The organism is Geodermatophilus sp. SYSU D00815 (assembly GCF_054050035.1).
In genome coordinates this window covers 114,742-132,615 of record NZ_JBJGYO010000003.1, presented here as the reverse complement: position 1 = coordinate 132,615, position 17,874 = coordinate 114,742, and the positions used below count along the sequence as shown (strand labels likewise).

Sequence of the window (17,874 nt, the reverse complement as noted above, 5' to 3'; positions counted from 1 at the left end):
CCGGGATCAGGGGAGCGGGGCGGTGCCGAAGCGGAAGACCGTCCGCGTCGCGTACCGCTCGCCGGGCCGCAGCACCGTCGAGGGGAACTCCGGCCGGTTCGGGGAGTCGGGCAGGTGCTGCGTCTCCAGGCACAGGCCGTCGCTCTGCCGGTGCGCGCGCCCGCCGCGCCCGGCCGCGCTGCCGTCGAGGAAGTTGCCCGAGTAGAACTGCACGCTCGGCTGGTCGGTGTGCACCTCCAGCACCCGCCCCGACGCCGGGTCGACCACCCGGGCGGCGCGCCGCAGGCCCGAGCCGTCCAGCACCCACGCGTGGTCGTAGCCCTGCGCGCGGCGCAGCTGCTCGTGCGGCGCGCGCAGCCGGTCGCCAACCCGGGTGGGGGTGCGGAAGTCCAGCGGCGTGCCGTCGACCGGCTCGATCGCGACCGGGATGAGCGCCTCGTCCACCGCGACGAACCGCGACGCCGCCAGCTCCAGCGCGTGGTCCTCGACCGTGCCCGCCCCGGCGAGGTTCCAGTACGCGTGGTTGGTCAGGTTGACCACGGTCGGCGCGTCCGTCACCGCCCCGTAGGTGAGCGCCAGGCCCTCCTCGGACAGCTCGTAGCGCACGGTCGCGACCAGCTCGCCGGGGAAGCCCTGGTCGCCGTCCGGGCTGACCAGGGTCAGCTCCACGCCGCCCGGCACCTCCTCCGCCGACCACAGCCGCCGGGCGAACCCCTCCGGCCCGCCGTGCAGGCACGCGTCGCCGTGGTTGGCCGGCAGCCGGTGCTCCACCCCGTCCAGGGTGAAGCGCGCCCCCGCGATCCGGTTGGCGTACCGGCCGGCGACGGCGCCCTGGAAGCCGTCGTCGGCGAGGTAGCCCTCGAGGTCGTCGAACCCGAGCACGACGTCGGCGACGTCGCCCCCGGCGTCGGGCACGCGGACCGACTGCAGCACCGCCCCGTAGGTCAGGACGGCGACCCGGTGCTCGCCGGCACCCAGGACGAACCGGAGGACCTCCCGCCCGTCGGGCAGGACGCCGAAGACCTCCCGTCGGACGCTCATCCCCCTGCGGCCCCGCCCCGCGCCGTCAGGACGCCGCGGCGGGCCGGAGCCGGAGGGCGGTCCAGGACGCCGGCGGCAGGGGGACGGCGAGCTGCCCGTCCGCCAGCCGGGCGCCCTGCCCCGGTCGCGGCACGACGCGGTCCGGGGAGTCGGCGGTGTTGCGGGCGGAGAGGTCGTCGTCGGCGAGCACCGAGTGCTCGGCCACCTCGAGCGCACCGAAGCCGCGCACGTCCGCGGTCAGCGGCAGCGGATCGGTGGTGCTGCGGTTGACCGCGAACAGGCAGACGTCGCCGGTGTCCTCGTCCCAGGTGGCCGTCGCGTGCAGCGTCGGCACCTCGCCGAAGCGCTCGGTCGGGTGCACCGGCGAGTCGACCAGCAGCCGCAGCACCCGTCCGCGGGCCAGCCCCGCCGCCTGCGCGAACGGGTAGAAGATCGTCTGCCGCCAGGCGCGGCCGCCGGGCTCGGTGAGAATCGGTGCGATGATGTTGACCAGCTGCGCCTGGCAGGCGACCGCGACCCGGTCGGCGTGGTTGAGCAGCGAGATCAGGTAGCTGCCGACGACGACGGCATCGACCACCGAGTAGCTGTCCTCGATCAGCGGCCGGGCGAACTGCCAGTCCAGGTTGCCCTGACCGACGAAGCGCTCCTGGTACCAGACGTTCCACTCGTCGAAGGCCAGCCGCAGCTTCTTGCGCGAGCGCAGCCGCGCCCCGACGTGGTCGGCGGTGGCGATGACCGCGTCGATGAAGTGGTCCATGTCGGTGGCGGTGGCCAGGAAGCTCGCGACGTCGTCCCCGTGCTGCTCGTAGTAGGCGTGGAGGGAGACGTAGTCGACCACGCCGTAGGTGTGCTCCAGCACCGTCGCCTCCCAGGAGGCGAACGTCGGCATGGTGCTGTTGGAGCTGCCGACGGCGACCAGCTCGATCGACGGGTCGACCAGCCGCATGGCCTTGCCCGCCTCGGCGGCCAGCCGCCCGTACTCGTGGGCGGTCTTCTGCCCGACCTGCCACGGGCCGTCGAGCTCGTTGCCCAGGCACCAGAGCGCGATGGCGTGCGGGTCCTTGACCCCGTGCGCGCGCCGCAGGTCGGAGAAGTACGTGCCGCCCGGGTGGTTGCTGTACTCGAGCAGGTCGCAGGCCTCCTGGACGCCGCGGGTGCCGAGGTTGACGGCCATCATCGGCTCCACGCCGGCGGTGCCCGCCCAGTGCATGAACTCGTTGAGGCCCACGCTGTTCGGCTCGATCGCGGTCCAGGCCAGGTCCAGGCGGGTGGGCCGCTCGTCGACCGGGCCGACGCCGTCCTCCCACCGGTAGCTGGAGACGAAGTTCCCGCCGGGGTAGCGCACGAGCGTCGGCCCGAGCTCGCGGACCAGCTCCAGGACGTCGCCGCGGAACCCGGCCTCGTCGGCGGTGGGGTGGTCGGGCTCGTAGATGCCGGTGTAGACGCAGCGCCCCATGTGCTCGACGAACGAGCCGAAGAGGCGGCGGTCGATCTCGGCGAGGACGAACCGCGGGTCGAGCACGAGGGAGGCGTCGGTCATGTGCGTGCGAACCGTCCGGAGGTCGGGTGCGGCGGACGTCTCAGGGCTCGAGGCGGGGGGTCCATCGTCGCACGGGGCGGTGTGGCGCGCGTCACGGCACGGGGGAGCCGGCAGGCGGGCGGCTCCCGATGTGACACCGCCCGATGTGACACCGCCGATGTGACACCGCCGATGTGACACCGCCCGATTTGACACCGTGCCGTTCCGGCGTCGTCAATGGGCACGGCGTCCCCGACGAAGGAGTCCGGCGATGACGGCCACCAGCTCGCAGACCCGGTACGACCGCGCCGGCATCCAGCAGGCGCTGATGACCGACGGGATCACCGCGCTGAAGGGCGCCTTCCCGCCCGAGTGGGCCGACCGCATGCGCGAGGACATCGAGGCCGCGTTCGACGAGGCGATCGCCCGGGAGGGCGGGGCGGTCGGCCGCGGGCCCCACCGCTACTACGTCGAGATCCACCCCGAGCAGCTGCGCGGCTTCCTCGACATCGTCTCCCACCCGTGGTTCCGGACGGTCTGCGAGACCGCGCTCGGGCCGGACTACCAGGTCCTCGAGCTCGGCTTCGACATCCCGTTCGCCGGCGCGGTGAACCAGCCGTGGCACCGCGACTTCCCCTCGCCGCCGGAGACCTACGAGGGGCGCCGGCTCACCTCGCTGGCCTTCAACCTCACCGCGGTGGACACGGCCGAGGACATGGGGCCCTTCGAGATCGCGCTCGGCACCCAGTTCGACCCCGGCCTGGACTGGCACCACCGGATGTTCCCGCCGAAGAGCGAGTACCCCCGCTTCGAGTCGGTCGCCGTCCGCAAGTACCCGCAGCGGGGGGACATGTCGGCCCGTTCGGCGCTGACGGTGCACCGCGGGACGGCGAACCGGTCGGAGAAGTCGCGGCCGGTCCTGGTGGTCGGGGTCGACGCGCCGGGCGCCGGGCACGACGAGTTCCACGACATGGCGATGACGCGGGGGTTCCACGACTCGATCCCCGCGGACGTGCGCGCGCACCTGCTCGGCCGGGTCGTCGACCGGCTCGAGCCGATCGTGCAGCAGCACAGCATCGAGGGCCTGGTGATGGGGGAGGCCTGAGGCCGGCAGCCGCGCCTCCCCGGCGGGGACGTTCCCCGGCGGCTACTTGATGCCGGTGGACGCGACGCCCTGGGCGATCTGGCGCTGGAGGAGCAGGAAGACGGCGAGCAGGGGCAGGATGCCGAGGACCGCCGACGCCATGGTCTCGGCGTACTGGATCGCCGCTCCGCCGACCAGGCTGCTCAGGCCGACGGGGATGGTCTGCGACTTGGTCTGGGTGAGCACCAGCAGCGGCCACAGGAAGGCGTTCCAGGACGTGATGAACGTGAGGATGGCGACCGCGGAGATCGCCGGCCGGCACAGGGGCATGGTGATCTGGTAGTAGACCCGCCACCAGCTGGCCCCGTCGAGCCGGGCGGCCTCGATGAGGGCGACGGGGATCGCCTTGATGAACGAGTGGAAGACGAAGACGGCGACGGGGAGAGCGACCGCGGGCAGGATGATCGCCCAGTAGGTCCCCAGCAGGTTGAGGGCGCGGAACTCGAGGAACTGCGGCAGGACCAGCGCTTCGGTGGGGATCATCAGGCCGGCCAGGATCAGCCCGAACACCGCGTACTTCGCCCGGAAGTTCAGGTGCACCAGGGCGAACGCGGCCATCGAGCAGACCACCACGGTGAAGACGACCGTCAGCGTGGAGATGATGAAGCTGTTGACGTACCACCAGCCGAGCGGGTTGGAGTTCCACGCGAAGCTGTAGGCGTCGAAGGTCCAGTTGCTGGACCAGGGCGTCGTCGGGTTCGCCGCGATCTCCTCGTTGGGCCGCAGCGAGGTGATCAGCGCCCAGAAGAAGGGCACCAGCCAGATCAGCGCGAAGAGCGTCACGCAGGTGGCGGCGAGCCGGTTGAACAGCTTGCCCGCCTGGTCCGGGTCGGCCCGCCGGCGCGAGGGCCTCGCGGGCGGAGGTGCCGTGCCGGTCGCCGGCGCGGCTGCGGTGGTCGCCATGGCTGGGGTTCCCCTCAGGCGTTCGCGGTGGTGGCGCGCCGCCGGGCCAGGAGCCACACGGCGGAGACGAGGACCAGGATCACGAAGTAGACCATCGTCGCGGCGGCCGCGTAGCCGCCGCGGTAGGCGCTGAACCCGGTGTCGAAGATGTACTGGATGACCGGACGCGTCGAGTAGGCCGGGCCGCCGGCCAGCAGGATGTAGATCTGGTCGAAGACCTTCAGCGAGGACAGGATCTGCAGCATCAGGACGAGGGCCATCGTCGGGCGCAGCAGCGGGATGGTGATCATCCGGATCTGCTGCCACGGCCCGGCCCCGTCGATCGACGCCGCCTCGTAGACCTCCTCCGAGATCTCCTGGAGGGCCGCGGTGTAGAGGATGAAGTTGAAGCCGAAGGTCCACCACAGGGTGAGCAGGACCACCGCGAACCAGGCTCCGGACGTGCTGCCGAAGAAGTCCGGGGCCTCCAGCCCGACCCAGCCGAAGGCGTTGGTGATCAGGCCGGTCTCCGGCGTGTACATGAAGGCGAAGATGAGGCACACCGCCGAGGAGGGCACGACGTACGGGGCGAAGAAGGCGAGCCGGTAGAACCACCGGTTGCGGGTCATGCGCGAGGCCAGGACCGCGAACAGCAGCGGCAGCAGCACCAGCAGCGGCGTCGTCAGCAGCGTGAAGAGCACCGAGTGCCACATCGAGGCCCAGAAGTCGCCCTCGGTCAGGACCTCGGCGTAGTTGGACAGGCCCACCCAGCTGCCCATGCCGGATCTCACGGTGGTCGTGTTGAACAGGCTGATGACCAGCCCGATGATCACCGGACCGATCAGGAAGGCGACGTAGAGGACCAGGAACGGTGTGGCGAACAGCCAGCCTGCCCGGTTCTCCCGGCGGGGCGCGCCGTCCGCGGTCACCGGCCGAGCCGTGGGCTCGGCCCCGGTTGCCGGCGTGGCGAGGGCGGTGGCGGGCATCTGGGTCTCCGAACTACACGGGTGGCCGTGCGGTCGAGAAGCTCTGCAGGCTGGTGGTCATGGCGTCGACACCGCTCGCGGGGTCGGCGCCCCCGGTGAGCACGCTCGCGACGACCGAGCCCATGGCGGTCTGGAAGTCCGAGCCCGCCCCGGTGTACCAACCCGGTGGGTCGTAGACCGCGTTGAAGGCCGCCTCGGTGTAGTTGCTCTGCGGTTGGAGCTCGAGGAACTCCTCGCTCTCCTGCACCGGCAGCCACGCGGGGACGTGGCCGCCCTCGGCCCAGGTCGAGCTCTGGTCCAGCAGGCCCTTGACGAAGCGCACCGCGTCGTCGGTCCGCTCGTCCGAGCGCCCCGCGCTCCGGGGGATCACCAGCGAGTGCGAGTCGGCGTAGGCGACGGGCTCGGGGCCGAGGAGCGGCGGGAACGGCACGACGTTGAAGTCGAGGGTCTCGACGTCGCGGTACGTCGGGATCTGCCACACGCCGTCGAACAGGAACCCGACCCTGCCCTGGCTGAAGAGGGTGGACGACGTCGTCGCCGTGGCGTTGCCCGGCATGAGCGCCCGCTCCTGCGTGAGGCTCTGCAGGAAGACGAACGTCTCCTCCATGGCGGCGCGGTCGATCGTGACCGTGGCGCCGAGGTCGGAGACGATCGGGCCGGCCAGGCCGGAGTACACCATCAGGAAGAAGCGCCAGCAGGTCGACGGGTCGGCGGTGATCGAGGCGACCGCCGCGTAGTCCTCCCCGGTGGCGTCCTTCATGGCCTGCAGCGCGGCGACGAAGTCCTCGCTGTTGCTCATGGGCCGGAGGCCCTCGCCGGACCCGTCGAGCAGGCCGGCCTGCTCCGCCAGCTCCGTGTTGTAGAAGAGCACGAACGGGTGGGTGTCGAGGGGGACCGCGTAGGGGGTGCCGTCGACCGTGGCCTTCTCCCAGGCGGCCGGGGTGAACTTGTCCTCGGTGATCCCCTGCGCGCCGAACTGGTCCGCGACGGGTTCGAGCAGGTCGGCCTGCGCCAGGAGGGGCAGCCGGGACAGGTGCGCGATGGTCACGTCGGGGGGCCGACCGCTCGACGCCGCCAGGGCCAGCTTGGTGTAGAAGGGGTTGCCCCAGGAGAGCAGCGAGGACTCGACCGACCGGCCGGAGGACTGCACGTACTCCTCGACCATCGTCGCCATGTTCTCGCCGTCACCACCGCCGAACAGGTGCCAGTAGATGACGTCGGCCGTCTGCGGCTGCCCCCCGGTCAGGCTCGAGGCGACCGGTGACCCGCACCCCGCCGCCGCGACGGCCAGCGTGATCCCGCCCCCGGCGGCCAGGAACTGACGCCGCGAGAGCTCGTTCATGGACGTGCGTCGAGTCGTGTCGAGTCGTGGCCCGCTGTGCCGGACATGGCACGACTGTGACACGGCTCACCCCCCGTCGCCATCCGGCCCGGGAGCCGGCATCCGGGCCCGCCGACGCCCGTGCTCTGCCCACGAGAGCGGGCAGAGCACCAGCGCCCGGCGAGCGGGTCAGCGGCGGCGGCGCCGGGTCGGCGGCGGGTCGTCGGCCACCCGGGCGGCGGTCCGCGCGGCGATCCCGCGGGGCCAGCCGTCGTCGCGGGCCAGCAGCGCGAAGTTGCGGGCGACGATCGCGGAGACCTCCTCGGGCGGCAGGCCCGAGGGGAACAGCACGCAGCGCAGCGCCAGGCCGTGCCCGGCGGCCGCGCTGGAGGCCACCGTGACCGCCAGCCGCTCCACCTGCCGCGCCGACATCTCCCGCGCCGCCGCGCGCAGCGCCGCCCGCGTCGGCTTCTCGGGGGTGAGCGGGGCCAGCGCGGGGAACCACTCGGCGTCGTAGCGCAGCAGCTGCACGAACAGCTCCTCGTGCGCCGGGCTCCACGCGGTCAGCGACCACTCCCGCAGCAGCGCCTCGCGCACCACCGGCCGCCGCGCGACCAGCCCGGCCAGCCCCTCGGCGTCGTCGGTCAGCCCGACCAGCGGGACGTCGTGGCCCAGGCCCAGCGCCTGCTCGACGAGCAGCCCCGCCTCGGCGCCGATCCGCGGCACCCGCCGACCGCGCGCCACCTCGCGCGCGAACGCCGCGCACAGGTCGCCCTGGGTGAGCCCGGCGAAGTCCGTGGTGCGCCCGCGCCCGCCGTCGAACACCGCCCGCAGCACCGCGGCGGTCTCCACCGCCCGCACGCCTGCGCGCGCCGCGGGGTCGCGGGCGAGCGCCGCCCGCAGCGCGGTCTCGACGGCCGGGGACCCGGTGGCCGCCTGCGTCGCCACCGCCGCCGCCCGCGGCGACTGCAGCCACGCCCCGGCCGCGGGTGAGGCGAGCACCGCGACCAGCTGCGCGTCGGTGAGCGTGGCCGGGTCGAGCTCCCGCCACTCGTCGGCGAACAACCACGCGTCCAGCTCGTCGAGCCGGGCCACGTCGTCGGGGCACAGGTCGCCCTTGGCGGCCGCCTCCAGCAGCGCCCGCGCCCGCTCGGCGTTCCCGGCGTCGACCGGGGGCTGCCGGTAGGCGCCGACCAGCACCTGCACCGCGCCGGCGTCGCCCATCGTCTCCGCCGTCCCGACGTGCAGCGAGACGCCGTCGGCGAGCGCGCGCGGCAGCACGTCGAACACCACCGACGCCGACGGCAGCCCCACCTGCCCGACGCCGGCCGCCAGCGCCGCCAGCACCGCCCCCACCGCGGGCACCAGCGCCTCGATCTCGTGCACCGCCAGCACCGGCGCCGTCCGCCGCGCCCGGGGCACCGGCACCGCGGGCGCCTCCCGGGAGGGCTCCGCGCCGTCCACCGAGACGAGGAAGCCGCCGGCGCGGTGCAGCGCCAGCACGTCGCGCGCCCCCAGCGTCGCCGTGCCGTCCCAGAGCAGCTGGACGACGTAGTTGCCCGCCCGGCCGAAGTCGTCGGCGGCCGCCGGCACCTTGGAGTAGGCCAGCCGCCCGCCGGCGCTCGACAGCAGCCCGAACGCGGCGCCGTCGCCGGGCGGGCGGATGAGCGACCCGAGCGAGGACCGCGACGTGCCCAGGCCGGCCGGCCAGTCCCGCGACATCGCGAACACCCCGAAGCCGGGCCCCTCCAGGGTCCGGCTGGCCGAGGTGTAGACGAGCTGCGGGCAGCTGGTCATGCGCGGGGCCACTCGGCCAGCGCCGACTCCAGCTCCAGCCCCTCCCGCGGGAGGAACCGGTGCCGGGCCAGCAGCACCAGCAGCGGGTCGAGCACGCCCCGCGGCGCGATGGTGGGGTAGCGCCCGCCGGTGGGCTCCGAGCCGGTGGCCGAGACGGCGTGCACCGTCGGGTCGGGCAGCCGGCCCAGCAGCGCCGTCAGCAGGTTGGAGCCGCCGTTGGTCTCGAGGAAGTCGACCAGCCGGCCGGAGTTGACCCGCACCTCCTCGAACAGCCGCGGCAGCGCGGCGGGGGACAGCTCGGGGTCGCGCAGCGCGTCGGCGGGGAAGTCGGGCCGGCCGAGCAGCTTGTCGGCCTTGCTCAGGATCACCGACGCCGAGACGTCGGAGAGGTAGGCGTCCTTCCTCAGCCCGCGGGCCGAGCGCAGCAGGTCGGCCAGGTTGACCAGCATCTGCGTCGGCCGCGCCAGCCCGATCGACGACTCACCGGGGTCGGCCACCGACGCCAGCCCGGGGAACATGCCGGGCGAGAGGACGACGACGACCGAGCTGGCGACGTAGAGGAACTTGCCGAACCGGCCGAGGTCCTCCTTGCGGTACAGCTGCTCGCCGGAGGCGTCGAAGAAGACGACGTTGAGCGACCGCTCCGCCTCGCCGCGGGCCGAGCGCCGGAACACCACGGTGAGCGGCTCCGGCGACTGCCCCTCCTCGAGCAGCAGCGGGGTCAGCGGCAGCTGCCGGTGGTCGACGAGCAGCGGCTGGCGGTAGTTGAGCTCGAAGCGGTCGGCGCTCTCCTCGTCCATCTCCACCGAGATGTCCAGCGGGGCGAGCGCGCCGGCGTAGAGCTGGTCGAGCAGCACCGTCAGGTAGGTCGACTTCGACGCGCCGGTCAGCCCGACCAGCCCGACGACGACGGTCGGCCGCTCCAGGTAGTCCGGCGGCAGCCGGTGCCCGCGCGGGCAGACGGCGGTCAGCCGGCGGGCGTCGCCCATCGCCGCGCGGAACTGCGGGGAGGGGCCCGGCCCGCTGGGCTCGGGGCCGCGGAAGGCGTCGGTGAACCGCGACCAGCGGCCGCGGGCCGGCGGCGGCGGGGCGACGCGCTGGCCGGCGGAGTTCATCCACAGCGGCTCGCTGAACCGCTCCAGGCAGCGGGGGCAGACGACGGTCCGCGGCACGTCAGCGCACCGTGAGGAGGAAGACGGCCAGGGCGGCGAGCGCGAAGACGACGAGCAGCACCCGCTGGCGCTGCAGGTAGCGGTGCCGCCGGGCCTCCAGCGCCTGCTGGGCCAGCGCCCGCTGGTACATGCCGGACACGGGACCTCCTAGAAGAAGACGTGGTACAGGACGGCGAGCACCAGCCCGGTGACCGCGCCGAGCACCAGGACGACGGCGATGGCGATCGCGAACCCGCTGGTGGTGTCGGCGATGGCCCGCTCCAGCCGCGACAGGTGGTAGCGGGCGACGTCGAGCACCGAGGCCAGCGACCGGAAGTCGCCCAGGCCGGTCTGCGGCGAGGGGATCTGCGAGGTCTGGTTGAGCCAGCGGGTGCTGGACTCCACGTCGCGGGCCAGGTCGGCCAGCGTGGGGCGCCGCTCGGGGGCGAACCGCAGCGCGTGCGTGACGCTGTCGAGCAGGTTCGACGGGACGGCGGACAGGTCGATCCGCCCGGCCTTGAGCTCCAGCCAGTAGTCGGCGGGGGAGAGCTCGTCCTCGGGGTCGACCGGGTGCCGGCCGCCGGCGGCGTAGGCGATGACCATCGCCCAGCTGTAGACGTCGCTGGCCTCGGTGAGCGGCTGCCCCTGCAGCTGCTCGGGGCTGGCGAAGAGCTTCGAGCCGAACCCGGCCATCGCCGTCGTCACGGTGCCGTCGGGGCGCTCGGTGCCGAGGTAGCGGCTGATCCCGAAGTCGACCAGGTGCACGCCCCGCTCGCTGATGACGATGTTGCCCGGCTTCACGTCCCGGTGGACGACCTTGGCGGCGTGGGCGTCGCGCAGCGCCCGCAGCAGGCCGATCGCGATGCGCCGCAGCTCCTCGGCGTTGAGCCCGCCGCGCTCCCGCTGGGCCAGGAACTCGTCGAGCGGGATGCCGCTGACGTACTCCTGCACGTAGTAGGGGCGGGCCGCCTCGAGGTCCTGGCCGACGATCCGGGCCACCCGCGGGCTCCTGATCCGGGCGGCGTTCTCGACCTCGCGGGCGAACCGCCGCCGGGTGAGCTCGCCGGCGCTGGCCGGCAGGCACTTCACCACGACCAGCGCGCCGTCCTCGTCGGTGCGCGCGACGAACACGTCGGCGCCCTGCCCGCCGCGCGGCAGCCGGCACAGCACCGTGTACGGGCCGATCGTCGCCGGGTCGCCGGACTCCAGCGGGTACACCCGCCGCGTGCCGATGAGGGCGACCTCCTCGGTGGGGGGAAGCTCCTCTTCCACCACGGCGCCCTCCTCCTCGTCCCCCGGTCGCCCCCTCTCACGCGCGGGGGCCGCTGCCCGGTTCCCGGACGGTACTTCGCGGGGCTGGGCGCGAGGGGCGGCGGTGCGTCGGGATCACCCCGGGAGCAGCTCCGTGCGCAGCTCGTGGCTCTCGTCGGGGAGCCGGAACTCGTACCAGATGCGGGTGCTCCCGTCGGGCAGCGGCAGCACGGTGAGGTAGCGGGCGTCGTAGGCAGGCGCGTCGCCGACCGGCGCCAGGCCCTCGGCCGCCGGGACGGCGACGCCGGTCTGCTCGAACCAGTTCGCCGCCGCGGTGGGCCGGCCGTCGTAGGCGACCCGGCCGTCGTCGAGGACGGCGGTCACACGGGCGCCGCGGGCGTCCCAGGCGCCGGGCCGCGGGCGCAGCACGGTGCCGTGCCAGGTCCAGTCGAGGCCGTCGGCGCTGGTGGCGTACGCGGTGGTCATCCGGTCCTCGGCGCCCGGTACGTCGAGCGGGTGGCAGCACAGCCACGCCTCCCACCGGCCGTTCCGCAGCCGGACGACGGGGTCCTTGACGCCCACCGTCGCCGGGTCGCCGGGGAACGCCGGCCGCGGCTCGGCGTCCGGCAGCTCCTCCGGGGACGCCGCCTCCAGCAGGGCGACGTACCAGTGCTTCGTGCCGGGCGTGGCGGCCGAGACCCACATCCGCCACCGGCCCTCCGGCGTGCGGACCAGCGCCGGGCGCTCCACCATCGCGGCGCCGATCCGCGCCGGCTCCAGGGTCGCCACGGTCGTGAGCCGCACGCCGTCGTGGCTGCGGGCGAGCACGTCGCGGTCGCCGTCGGCGGAGCGCTCGCGGTAGGCGACGACGAGCGAGCCGTCGGCCTCGCGGGCCACGGCCGCGGCGCCCGCCCACCGCCCGGGGCCGGGGCCGGGCGCGGGGACGACGGTCACGGCGGGGACCGAACCGGGGAGCGGGAAGGTCGTCATGCGTCGACCGTGCCGCGCCCGCCGGACGCCGGACACCGGCAGGAATGCCCACATGTCGGAAGTTCCTGCCATCATGCCGGGGTGATCCGCGACGTGGTCGCCGTCCTCGGCGAGCGGGCGGCGGCCTTCGAGCTGGGCATCGCCTGCCAGGTGTTCGGCCTCGACCGCTCCGACGACGGGCTCCCGCGCTACGACTTCGCCGTCGCCGCCGCCCGCCCGGGGCCCGTGCCGACGACGTCGGGCTTCCCGGTCGAGGTGGCGCACGGCCCCGAGCGCCTGGCCACCGCCGACCTGGTCGTCGTCCCGGCCTGGCCGCAGCTGGCCGAGCCGCCGGCGCCCGCGCTGGCCGGCGCGCTGCGGGCCGCGGTCGAGCGCGGCGCGCGGGTGCTGTCGATCTGCAGCGGGGCGTTCCTGCTCGCCGCTGCCGGGCTGCTCGACGGGCGCCGGGCGGCCACCCACTGGCAGTTCGCCGACGCGCTGCGCCGGGCGCACCCGGCCGTGCGGGTCGACGCCACCGTGCTCTACGTCGAGGACGGGCCGGTGCTCACCAGCGCGGGCGCGGCGGCCGGGATCGACGCCTGCCTGCACCTCGTGCGCACCGAGCACGGCGCGGCGGTGGCCAACGCGCTCGCCCGGCGGATGGTGGTGCCGGCGCACCGGGCCGGCGGGCAGGCGCAGTTCGTGCAGGCGCCGGTGCCCGAGCCGCGGCGGGACGGCGAGCTGGCCGCCCTGCTGGACTGGATCGACGCGCACGTCGACGAGCCGCTGACCGTCGAGGTGCTCGCGGCGCGGGCGCTGATGTCGCCGCGCACCTTCGCCCGCCGGTTCCGCGCCGTGACCGGCACGACGCCGCACCGGCACCTGCTGCACCGCCGGCTGCGGCTGGCCGAGCAGCTGCTGGAGACCACCGAGCTGCCGGTCGACGCGGTGGCCGGGCGGGTCGGCTTCGGCAGCGGCGACACCCTGCGCCACCACTTCGCCGCCGAGCGCGGCATCGGGCCGGCCGAGTACCGGCGGGCGTTCCGCCGCCCGGGTGAGGCGGGGTTCGGCGGAACCGATCCGCGGGCACAGGGCGTTGGAAGGCCGACCCCGCCGTGATCACCGGCGGACGGCTGCCCCGACGCCGTGTCGGGCAGCCACCTGCCGGTGATCACGGTCGATCCCGACGGAGGAGTAGACGTGAAGCTGGTCCGCAGCGCCATCGTGGGCGCCATCGCCAAGAAGGTCATCGACGAGGCCCGCAAGCCGCAGAACCAGGCGAAGATCAAGCAGCTCATCGCCCAGATGCAGAACAAGGGCGCCGCGCGCAAGGGCGGCCGCCGCTACTAGGCGAGGTCGTCCGCCGGCGGGGGAGGGACGACCGCGTCGAGCTCGTCCGGCGGGAAGCCCAGCGCTTCCCGCACCCGCCGGCGGCTGCGCAGCAGCAGCTCGGTGGACCGCTCGTCGGCCAGCAGCCCCTCCGCGGCCGCCGACTCCAGCAGCCCCGCGCCCAGCTCCGCCCAGCGGTGCGCCTGCCGGAGGTCCCCCGCCTGCTCGAAGTTCTCCACCATGAACGTGTAGACGTCCGGGTCCTCGGGCCGTTCGCGCCGCAGCTGGTCGGCCAGATGCCGGGCCTCCTCCGTCTCGCCCGCCCGAAGCAGCGCGGCGTGCAGGTAGACACGGGTGTCCGGCGGCACGTGGCCGGCGGCGGCCGCGGCCCGGCGGTGCAGCGCCAGCGCCCCGGCGGCGTCGCCGGCCCGGTCGAGGTGCCACGCGGCGGCCGACAGCAGGGCGGCGGGGCCCACCTCCCCGTCGTCCTGGTGCGGGTGCTCGGCCCAGCCGACCAGGGTCTGCGCCGCCTCCCGGTGCGCCGCCGGGGTCGTCGCGGCGACCTCGAGGCGCTCGAGGTCGTCGGGGGTCAGCGGCGCGCGCATGCCGGGACCGCCCGGGTCAGGGCCGGCCGGCGTGCGGGACGTCGACCTCCGCGGCCAGCAGCACCGCCTCGGTGGTGTGCGCCCGGTTGTGCTCGTAGAAGTCCGGGGCCGCGCACATGAGCAGGGTGCGGCCGTCGTCCCCGCCGAGCATGCAGGCGTAGACGCCCAGCCCGCCGGGTGCGGCGACCTCGTCGACGATCGCGCCGCCGGGGGCGACGCGGGCCACCCGCCCGCCGACCGCGTCGGCCGCCCAGACGTGCCCCTCGGCGTCGAGGGCGCAGCCGTCGGGGGCTACGACCAGCTGCCCGAGGACCTCCTCGGTGCTGCCGCTGGGTTCCGGGCCGAACTGCGCCCACACCCGCCGGCCGGTCAGCGACCCGTCGGCGCCGAGGTCGAACGCGGTGTAGCGGTTGCCGAGGGTCTCCCCGACGATCAGCGTGCCGCCGTCGGGGGTGATCACCGCGCCGTTGGGGAAGTGGAGGCCCTCGGCGACGACCGTCACCGTGCCGTCGGGGTCCACCCGCTTGAGGCTGCCGGTGCGCGGTTCGCCGCCGCCCATCAGGTCGAAGCCGAAGTCGCCGACGAACACCCGGCCGGCCTCGTCGACGACGAGGTCGTTGAGGTGGCCGCCGCAGTGCTCGGTGAGGTCGGCCAGCGTCGACAGCTCCCCGTCGGCGAACCGGAGCACCCGGTGGTCCTTCATCGACACGACGACCAGCGAGCCGTCGGGCAGCCAGCCCAGCCCGGACGGCTGGTGCTCCACCTCGACGACCAGCGTCTCCCGGCCGTCGGGCGTGTAGCGGCTGACCCGGTGGCGGTAGAAGTCCGACGCCCACCAGGTGCCGTCGCGCCAGCGCGGCCCCTCGAAGAAGGAGCCGCCGCTGAAGACCGTCCGAACGTCCCTGTCCGCCATGCGCCGGACACTAGGGGATCGGGGCGGCGACCGGTCCGGTGCTCCCGCGTGACGGACAATGGGTGCGATGGAGCCGCAGCAGCCCGGCGCCGCCGACGAGCGGACCGACCCGCCGCAGCAGGCGCGGCCGCCCGTCCTGCCCCGCGTGCTGCGCGTCCTCGCCGTCGTCGCCCGCGGGCTGGGCCGCTGGGCGCTGCGGCTGCTGCTGCCGCTCGCCGGGGCCGCCGCGCTGCTGCACGCCTTCCCGTACCGGGCCACCGTGCAGGGGGTCCCCTTCTCGGTGGAGGGCAACCTGTTCGCCCGGCCCGGCCTGTCCGCCGACACCACCCTGGGCAGCTGGGAGTTCCCCGACCTCACCGGCGTCCCGGTGGGGGTGACCATCACCCCGCGTGACGTCGACCTGCTCGAGCTCACCCGGGCCGCCGGCGAGGACCGGGCGGGCTTCGTCGCCCGGCTGCAGGCCGACTTCGCCGAGCAGCTCCCGCGGATCGCCGCGTGGCTGGTCGCCGAGGTGGTGCTCGGGGTGCTGCTCGGCCTGCTCGTCGCGGCGGCGGTGCACATGTCGCTGCGGTACCTGCGCGGGCGGCCGCGGCGGTCGCACGAGCTGCGCCGGCTGGCGGTCCAGCTCGGCGGCGCGCTCGGCGTCGTCGTCCTCGTGGCCGGCTACGGCGTCCTCACCTACAACCCGAACTGGGTGCAGCAGTCGCGGCTGACCGGCACGCTCGCCGCCGCGCAGCTGTTCCCCGACCAGCTCGCCCAGTACTACGAGGGCCGCAACAAGGCCTTCGACGTCCTCGGCTCGGTGCTCGGCATCCAGGCCGAGCTGCAGGACCAGATCGAGTCCGACCAGGCCCCCGAGACGGCGCTGCGGATCATGTTCATCTCCGACATGCACCTGGCCGCCACCTACCCGCTGGTGCTGGCCTACGCCCGCAGCTACGACGTCTCGCTCATCGTCAACACCGGCGACGAGTCGCTGTTCGGCACCGGCGTGGAGCTGACGCCCGGCTACCTCGACTCGGTGCGCGCCGTCGCGGCCCAGACGCCGATGCTGTGGATCGCCGGCAACCACGACTCCCCGGACGTCGAGCAGACGATGCGCTCCATCCCGGGCGTCACCGTGCTCGGCAGCAAGACCCGCACCGCCGACGGGTACGCGGTGCGCGGCGGCGTCGTGGACGCCTTCGGGCTCACCATCGCCGGCATCGCCGACCCGCGGGTCTACGGCGGGCCCGGCGCCTACGGCTCCGACGACCCGGCGGTCACCGAGCCGCTGGAGCGCGAGGCGGTGGCCGAGGCGCTCGCCGGCGTCCTCGGCGACGACGAGGAGGACGGCGCCGCGACCGCCTCGGCGGCGCCGGACGGGGAGGGCGCGGAGCCGTTCTTCGACATCGTGGCCACCCACGAGCCGGTGCAGGCCGAGGAGGTGCGCGAGCTGCTGCCCGACCAGGTCCGGCAGACCGTCTCGGGGCACGTGCACCGGCAGAACGAGCCCGGCGAGATCCAGGAGGACACCGTGATCGACCTGGTCGAGGGGTCGACCGGGGCGGGCGGGCTCAACGACATCGTGCGCGGCGACGAGCGCCCGCCGATCGAGTTCAGCATCGAGTCGGTGGCGCCGGACTGCCAGTTCACCCGCGTCGTGCGCTTCTCCATCGACTCGTCGTCGGCCGACGGCGCCACGCAGGCCTTCGGCGACGACGTGACGACGTCGACGGTGTACTTCACGCCGCAGGAGATCGACGACGGCCGCACCTGCAGCCGGGAGATCGGCGTCGGCGCGGAACGCCCGTTGTGACCTTCGGTCCACCCGCCGGCGCCGTTGGACCGGCGGCGGGGCGCGGCGGGCGTCCGTAGCGTCGCCGCATGCGCAGCGCACTGGTGGTCTACGAGTCCCTGTTCGGCGACGCCCGCACCGTCGCCCAGGCGGTGGCCCAGGGCCTGTCGGGCACGATGCCGGCCGGCGTCGTCGCCGCCGCCGCGGCGCCGGCCGAGGTCGGGCCGGACGTCGCGCTGCTCGTCGTCGGCGGCCCCACCCACGGTTTCGGCATGCCGAAGCAGGCGACCCGGGAGGGCGCCGAGAAGCAGTACGGCGTCCACGTCGAGGACCCGACGACGGGCCTGCGGGAGTGGCTGTCGTCGGTGCGGCTGCCCGCCGGCATCGCCGCGGCGGCCTTCGACACCCGCATGGACCACCCCAGGCTGCTGGTGAAGATGGACCACGCGTCGCGCCAGGAGGAGAAGCTGCTCGAGGAGCGCGGCGCCACGCTGCTCGCCGGCGCCGAGCACTTCCGGGTCACCGACGCGAGGGGCCCGCTCGCCGACGGCGAGGAGGCGCGGGCGCTGCGCTGGGGCGCGGACCTGGGCCGGGCGCTGGCCGCCCGCCCGGCGCCCGCCTGAGGGCCGCCCCGGTCGAGGGCCTAGGCCTGGCGCCAGCGCAGGTCGCTGCCGCCGGGCGCGGTGCAGACCAGCGCGCGACCGGCCTGGCTCACCGCGGTCGCCCCCTCGAACGGGCAGGCCCTGCCCGGCTCGCCGACCGGCACGACGTCGGCGGCGGGGACCGCGGCCGGCGGCGCCTGCGCCGTGCTCGGGGCGGGGACGACGACCGGCTCCGGGGGCGCGAGCGGCGCGAGGGTCGGCACCGCCGACGGCGTCGGGGACGGCGTCGGCGTGCCCTGCAGCAGCTCGTCTCCGCCGGTCGGTTCGGCGCCGCCGTCGGGGACCACCGCGGGCGGGCGGGGGGCCTCGCGCTCGACGCCGGCGGGGGCGACCGCGGTCAGCCCGCCCACCAGCGCCACGCCCACCGCGGCGGCCGCGAGGAGCCCCGCCACCCACCGGCCGGGGCGCGCGGCTCCGGCGGGGGAGGCGTCCTCGGTCCAGCGCATGCACCGACGGTAAGCATCCGGTATCACACCGTCCCGGCTGCCGCGCCTTCCGGCCCCGCAGGTCGGGGCGCGTGGGGCGCG

General features: G+C 74.9%; 18 protein-coding genes. 5 read left to right on the top strand and 13 right to left on the bottom strand.

Going from position 1 to position 17,874, the window contains the following annotated elements:
• Window positions 1-6 precede the first annotated feature (6 nt).
• Both ACI78S_RS05175 and arfA read right to left on the bottom strand, forming a co-directional pair.
• Window positions 7-1,041 carry an aldose epimerase family protein gene (locus ACI78S_RS05175; RefSeq protein ID WP_456971152.1) on the bottom strand — a complete coding sequence of 345 codons (1,035 nt, stop codon included), beginning with the start codon at window positions 1,039-1,041 and terminating at the stop codon, window positions 7-9.
• 25 nt (window positions 1,042-1,066) lie between these two features.
• The gene (gene arfA, locus ACI78S_RS05170) at window positions 1,067-2,581 is read right to left on the bottom strand and encodes an arabinosylfuranosidase ArfA (RefSeq protein ID WP_456971151.1); all 1,515 of its coding nucleotides are present in this window, start codon (window positions 2,579-2,581) and stop codon (window positions 1,067-1,069) included.
• Between the two features lie 250 nt (window positions 2,582-2,831).
• Between arfA and ACI78S_RS05165 the strand changes: the two genes are divergently transcribed.
• Window positions 2,832-3,665, top strand: a complete 834-nt coding sequence (locus ACI78S_RS05165) for a phytanoyl-CoA dioxygenase family protein (RefSeq protein WP_456971150.1) — start codon at window positions 2,832-2,834, stop codon at window positions 3,663-3,665.
• Window positions 3,666-3,707: 42 nt separating this feature from the next.
• Here ACI78S_RS05165 and ACI78S_RS05160 read toward each other — a convergent pair whose 3' ends face one another.
• From ACI78S_RS05160 to ACI78S_RS05125, 8 genes are all read right to left on the bottom strand, one after another.
• Window positions 3,708-4,607 carry a carbohydrate ABC transporter permease gene (locus ACI78S_RS05160; RefSeq protein WP_456971149.1) on the bottom strand — a complete coding sequence of 300 codons (900 nt, stop codon included), beginning with the start codon at window positions 4,605-4,607 and terminating at the stop codon, window positions 3,708-3,710.
• A 14-nt stretch (window positions 4,608-4,621) separates the two neighbouring features.
• A complete protein-coding gene (locus ACI78S_RS05155) occupies window positions 4,622-5,572 on the bottom strand; it encodes a carbohydrate ABC transporter permease (protein ID WP_456971148.1) in 951 nt (316 codons plus the stop codon).
• 13 nt (window positions 5,573-5,585) lie between these two features.
• Complete coding sequence (locus ACI78S_RS05150; RefSeq protein ID WP_456971147.1) at window positions 5,586-6,914, bottom strand: substrate-binding domain-containing protein; 1,329 nt, start codon at window positions 6,912-6,914, stop codon at window positions 5,586-5,588.
• A gap of 168 nt (window positions 6,915-7,082) precedes the next feature.
• Window positions 7,083-8,690 (bottom strand): hypothetical protein, encoded by a 1,608-nt coding sequence (locus ACI78S_RS05145; RefSeq protein ID WP_456971146.1) that lies wholly within the window; start codon window positions 8,688-8,690, stop codon window positions 7,083-7,085.
• A complete protein-coding gene (locus tag ACI78S_RS05140; protein WP_456971145.1) occupies window positions 8,687-9,862 on the bottom strand; it encodes a hypothetical protein in 1,176 nt (391 codons plus the stop codon). The genes ACI78S_RS05145 and ACI78S_RS05140 overlap by 4 nt, the downstream gene beginning before the upstream one ends.
• Window position 9,863: 1 nt before the next feature.
• On the bottom strand, window positions 9,864-10,001 hold the full coding sequence (locus ACI78S_RS05135) for a hypothetical protein (protein WP_456971144.1): 138 nt from the start codon (window positions 9,999-10,001) through the stop codon (window positions 9,864-9,866).
• A gap of 8 nt (window positions 10,002-10,009) precedes the next feature.
• A complete protein-coding gene (locus tag ACI78S_RS05130) occupies window positions 10,010-11,116 on the bottom strand; it encodes a serine/threonine-protein kinase (RefSeq protein ID WP_456971143.1) in 1,107 nt (368 codons plus the stop codon).
• 111 nt (window positions 11,117-11,227) lie between these two features.
• Window positions 11,228-12,082 carry a hypothetical protein gene (locus tag ACI78S_RS05125; RefSeq protein ID WP_456971142.1) on the bottom strand — a complete coding sequence of 285 codons (855 nt, stop codon included), beginning with the start codon at window positions 12,080-12,082 and terminating at the stop codon, window positions 11,228-11,230.
• Window positions 12,083-12,163: 81 nt separating this feature from the next.
• On the opposite strand from ACI78S_RS05125, the gene ACI78S_RS05120 reads away from it, so the two are divergent.
• Both ACI78S_RS05120 and ACI78S_RS05115 read left to right on the top strand, forming a co-directional pair.
• Window positions 12,164-13,180, top strand: coding sequence for a helix-turn-helix domain-containing protein (locus tag ACI78S_RS05120; protein ID WP_456971141.1), 1,017 nt, complete (start codon window positions 12,164-12,166; stop codon window positions 13,178-13,180).
• A gap of 81 nt (window positions 13,181-13,261) precedes the next feature.
• Complete coding sequence (locus tag ACI78S_RS05115) at window positions 13,262-13,411, top strand: hypothetical protein (RefSeq protein ID WP_456971140.1); 150 nt, start codon at window positions 13,262-13,264, stop codon at window positions 13,409-13,411.
• On the opposite strand, the gene ACI78S_RS05110 is transcribed toward ACI78S_RS05115, so the two are convergent.
• Together ACI78S_RS05110 and ACI78S_RS05105 are read right to left on the bottom strand one after the other, a co-directional pair.
• Complete coding sequence (locus tag ACI78S_RS05110) at window positions 13,408-13,995, bottom strand: tetratricopeptide repeat protein (RefSeq protein ID WP_456971139.1); 588 nt, start codon at window positions 13,993-13,995, stop codon at window positions 13,408-13,410. The genes ACI78S_RS05115 and ACI78S_RS05110 overlap by 4 nt on opposite strands.
• 16 nt (window positions 13,996-14,011) lie before the next feature.
• Window positions 14,012-14,908, bottom strand: coding sequence for an SMP-30/gluconolactonase/LRE family protein (locus ACI78S_RS05105; RefSeq protein ID WP_456971138.1), 897 nt, complete (start codon window positions 14,906-14,908; stop codon window positions 14,012-14,014).
• Between the two features lie 67 nt (window positions 14,909-14,975).
• Here ACI78S_RS05105 and ACI78S_RS05100 point away from each other — a divergent pair, with 67 nt between their 5' ends.
• On the top strand, window positions 14,976-16,706 hold the full coding sequence (locus ACI78S_RS05100; RefSeq protein WP_456971137.1) for a metallophosphoesterase family protein: 1,731 nt from the start codon (window positions 14,976-14,978) through the stop codon (window positions 16,704-16,706).
• A 68-nt stretch (window positions 16,707-16,774) separates the two neighbouring features.
• Window positions 16,775-17,308, top strand: a complete 534-nt coding sequence (locus tag ACI78S_RS05095; RefSeq protein WP_456971136.1) for a hypothetical protein — start codon at window positions 16,775-16,777, stop codon at window positions 17,306-17,308.
• Between the two features lie 20 nt (window positions 17,309-17,328).
• On the opposite strand, the gene ACI78S_RS05090 is transcribed toward ACI78S_RS05095, so the two are convergent.
• A complete protein-coding gene (locus ACI78S_RS05090) occupies window positions 17,329-17,793 on the bottom strand; it encodes a hypothetical protein (RefSeq protein WP_456971135.1) in 465 nt (154 codons plus the stop codon).
• Between the last annotated feature and the right edge of the window lie 81 nt (window positions 17,794-17,874).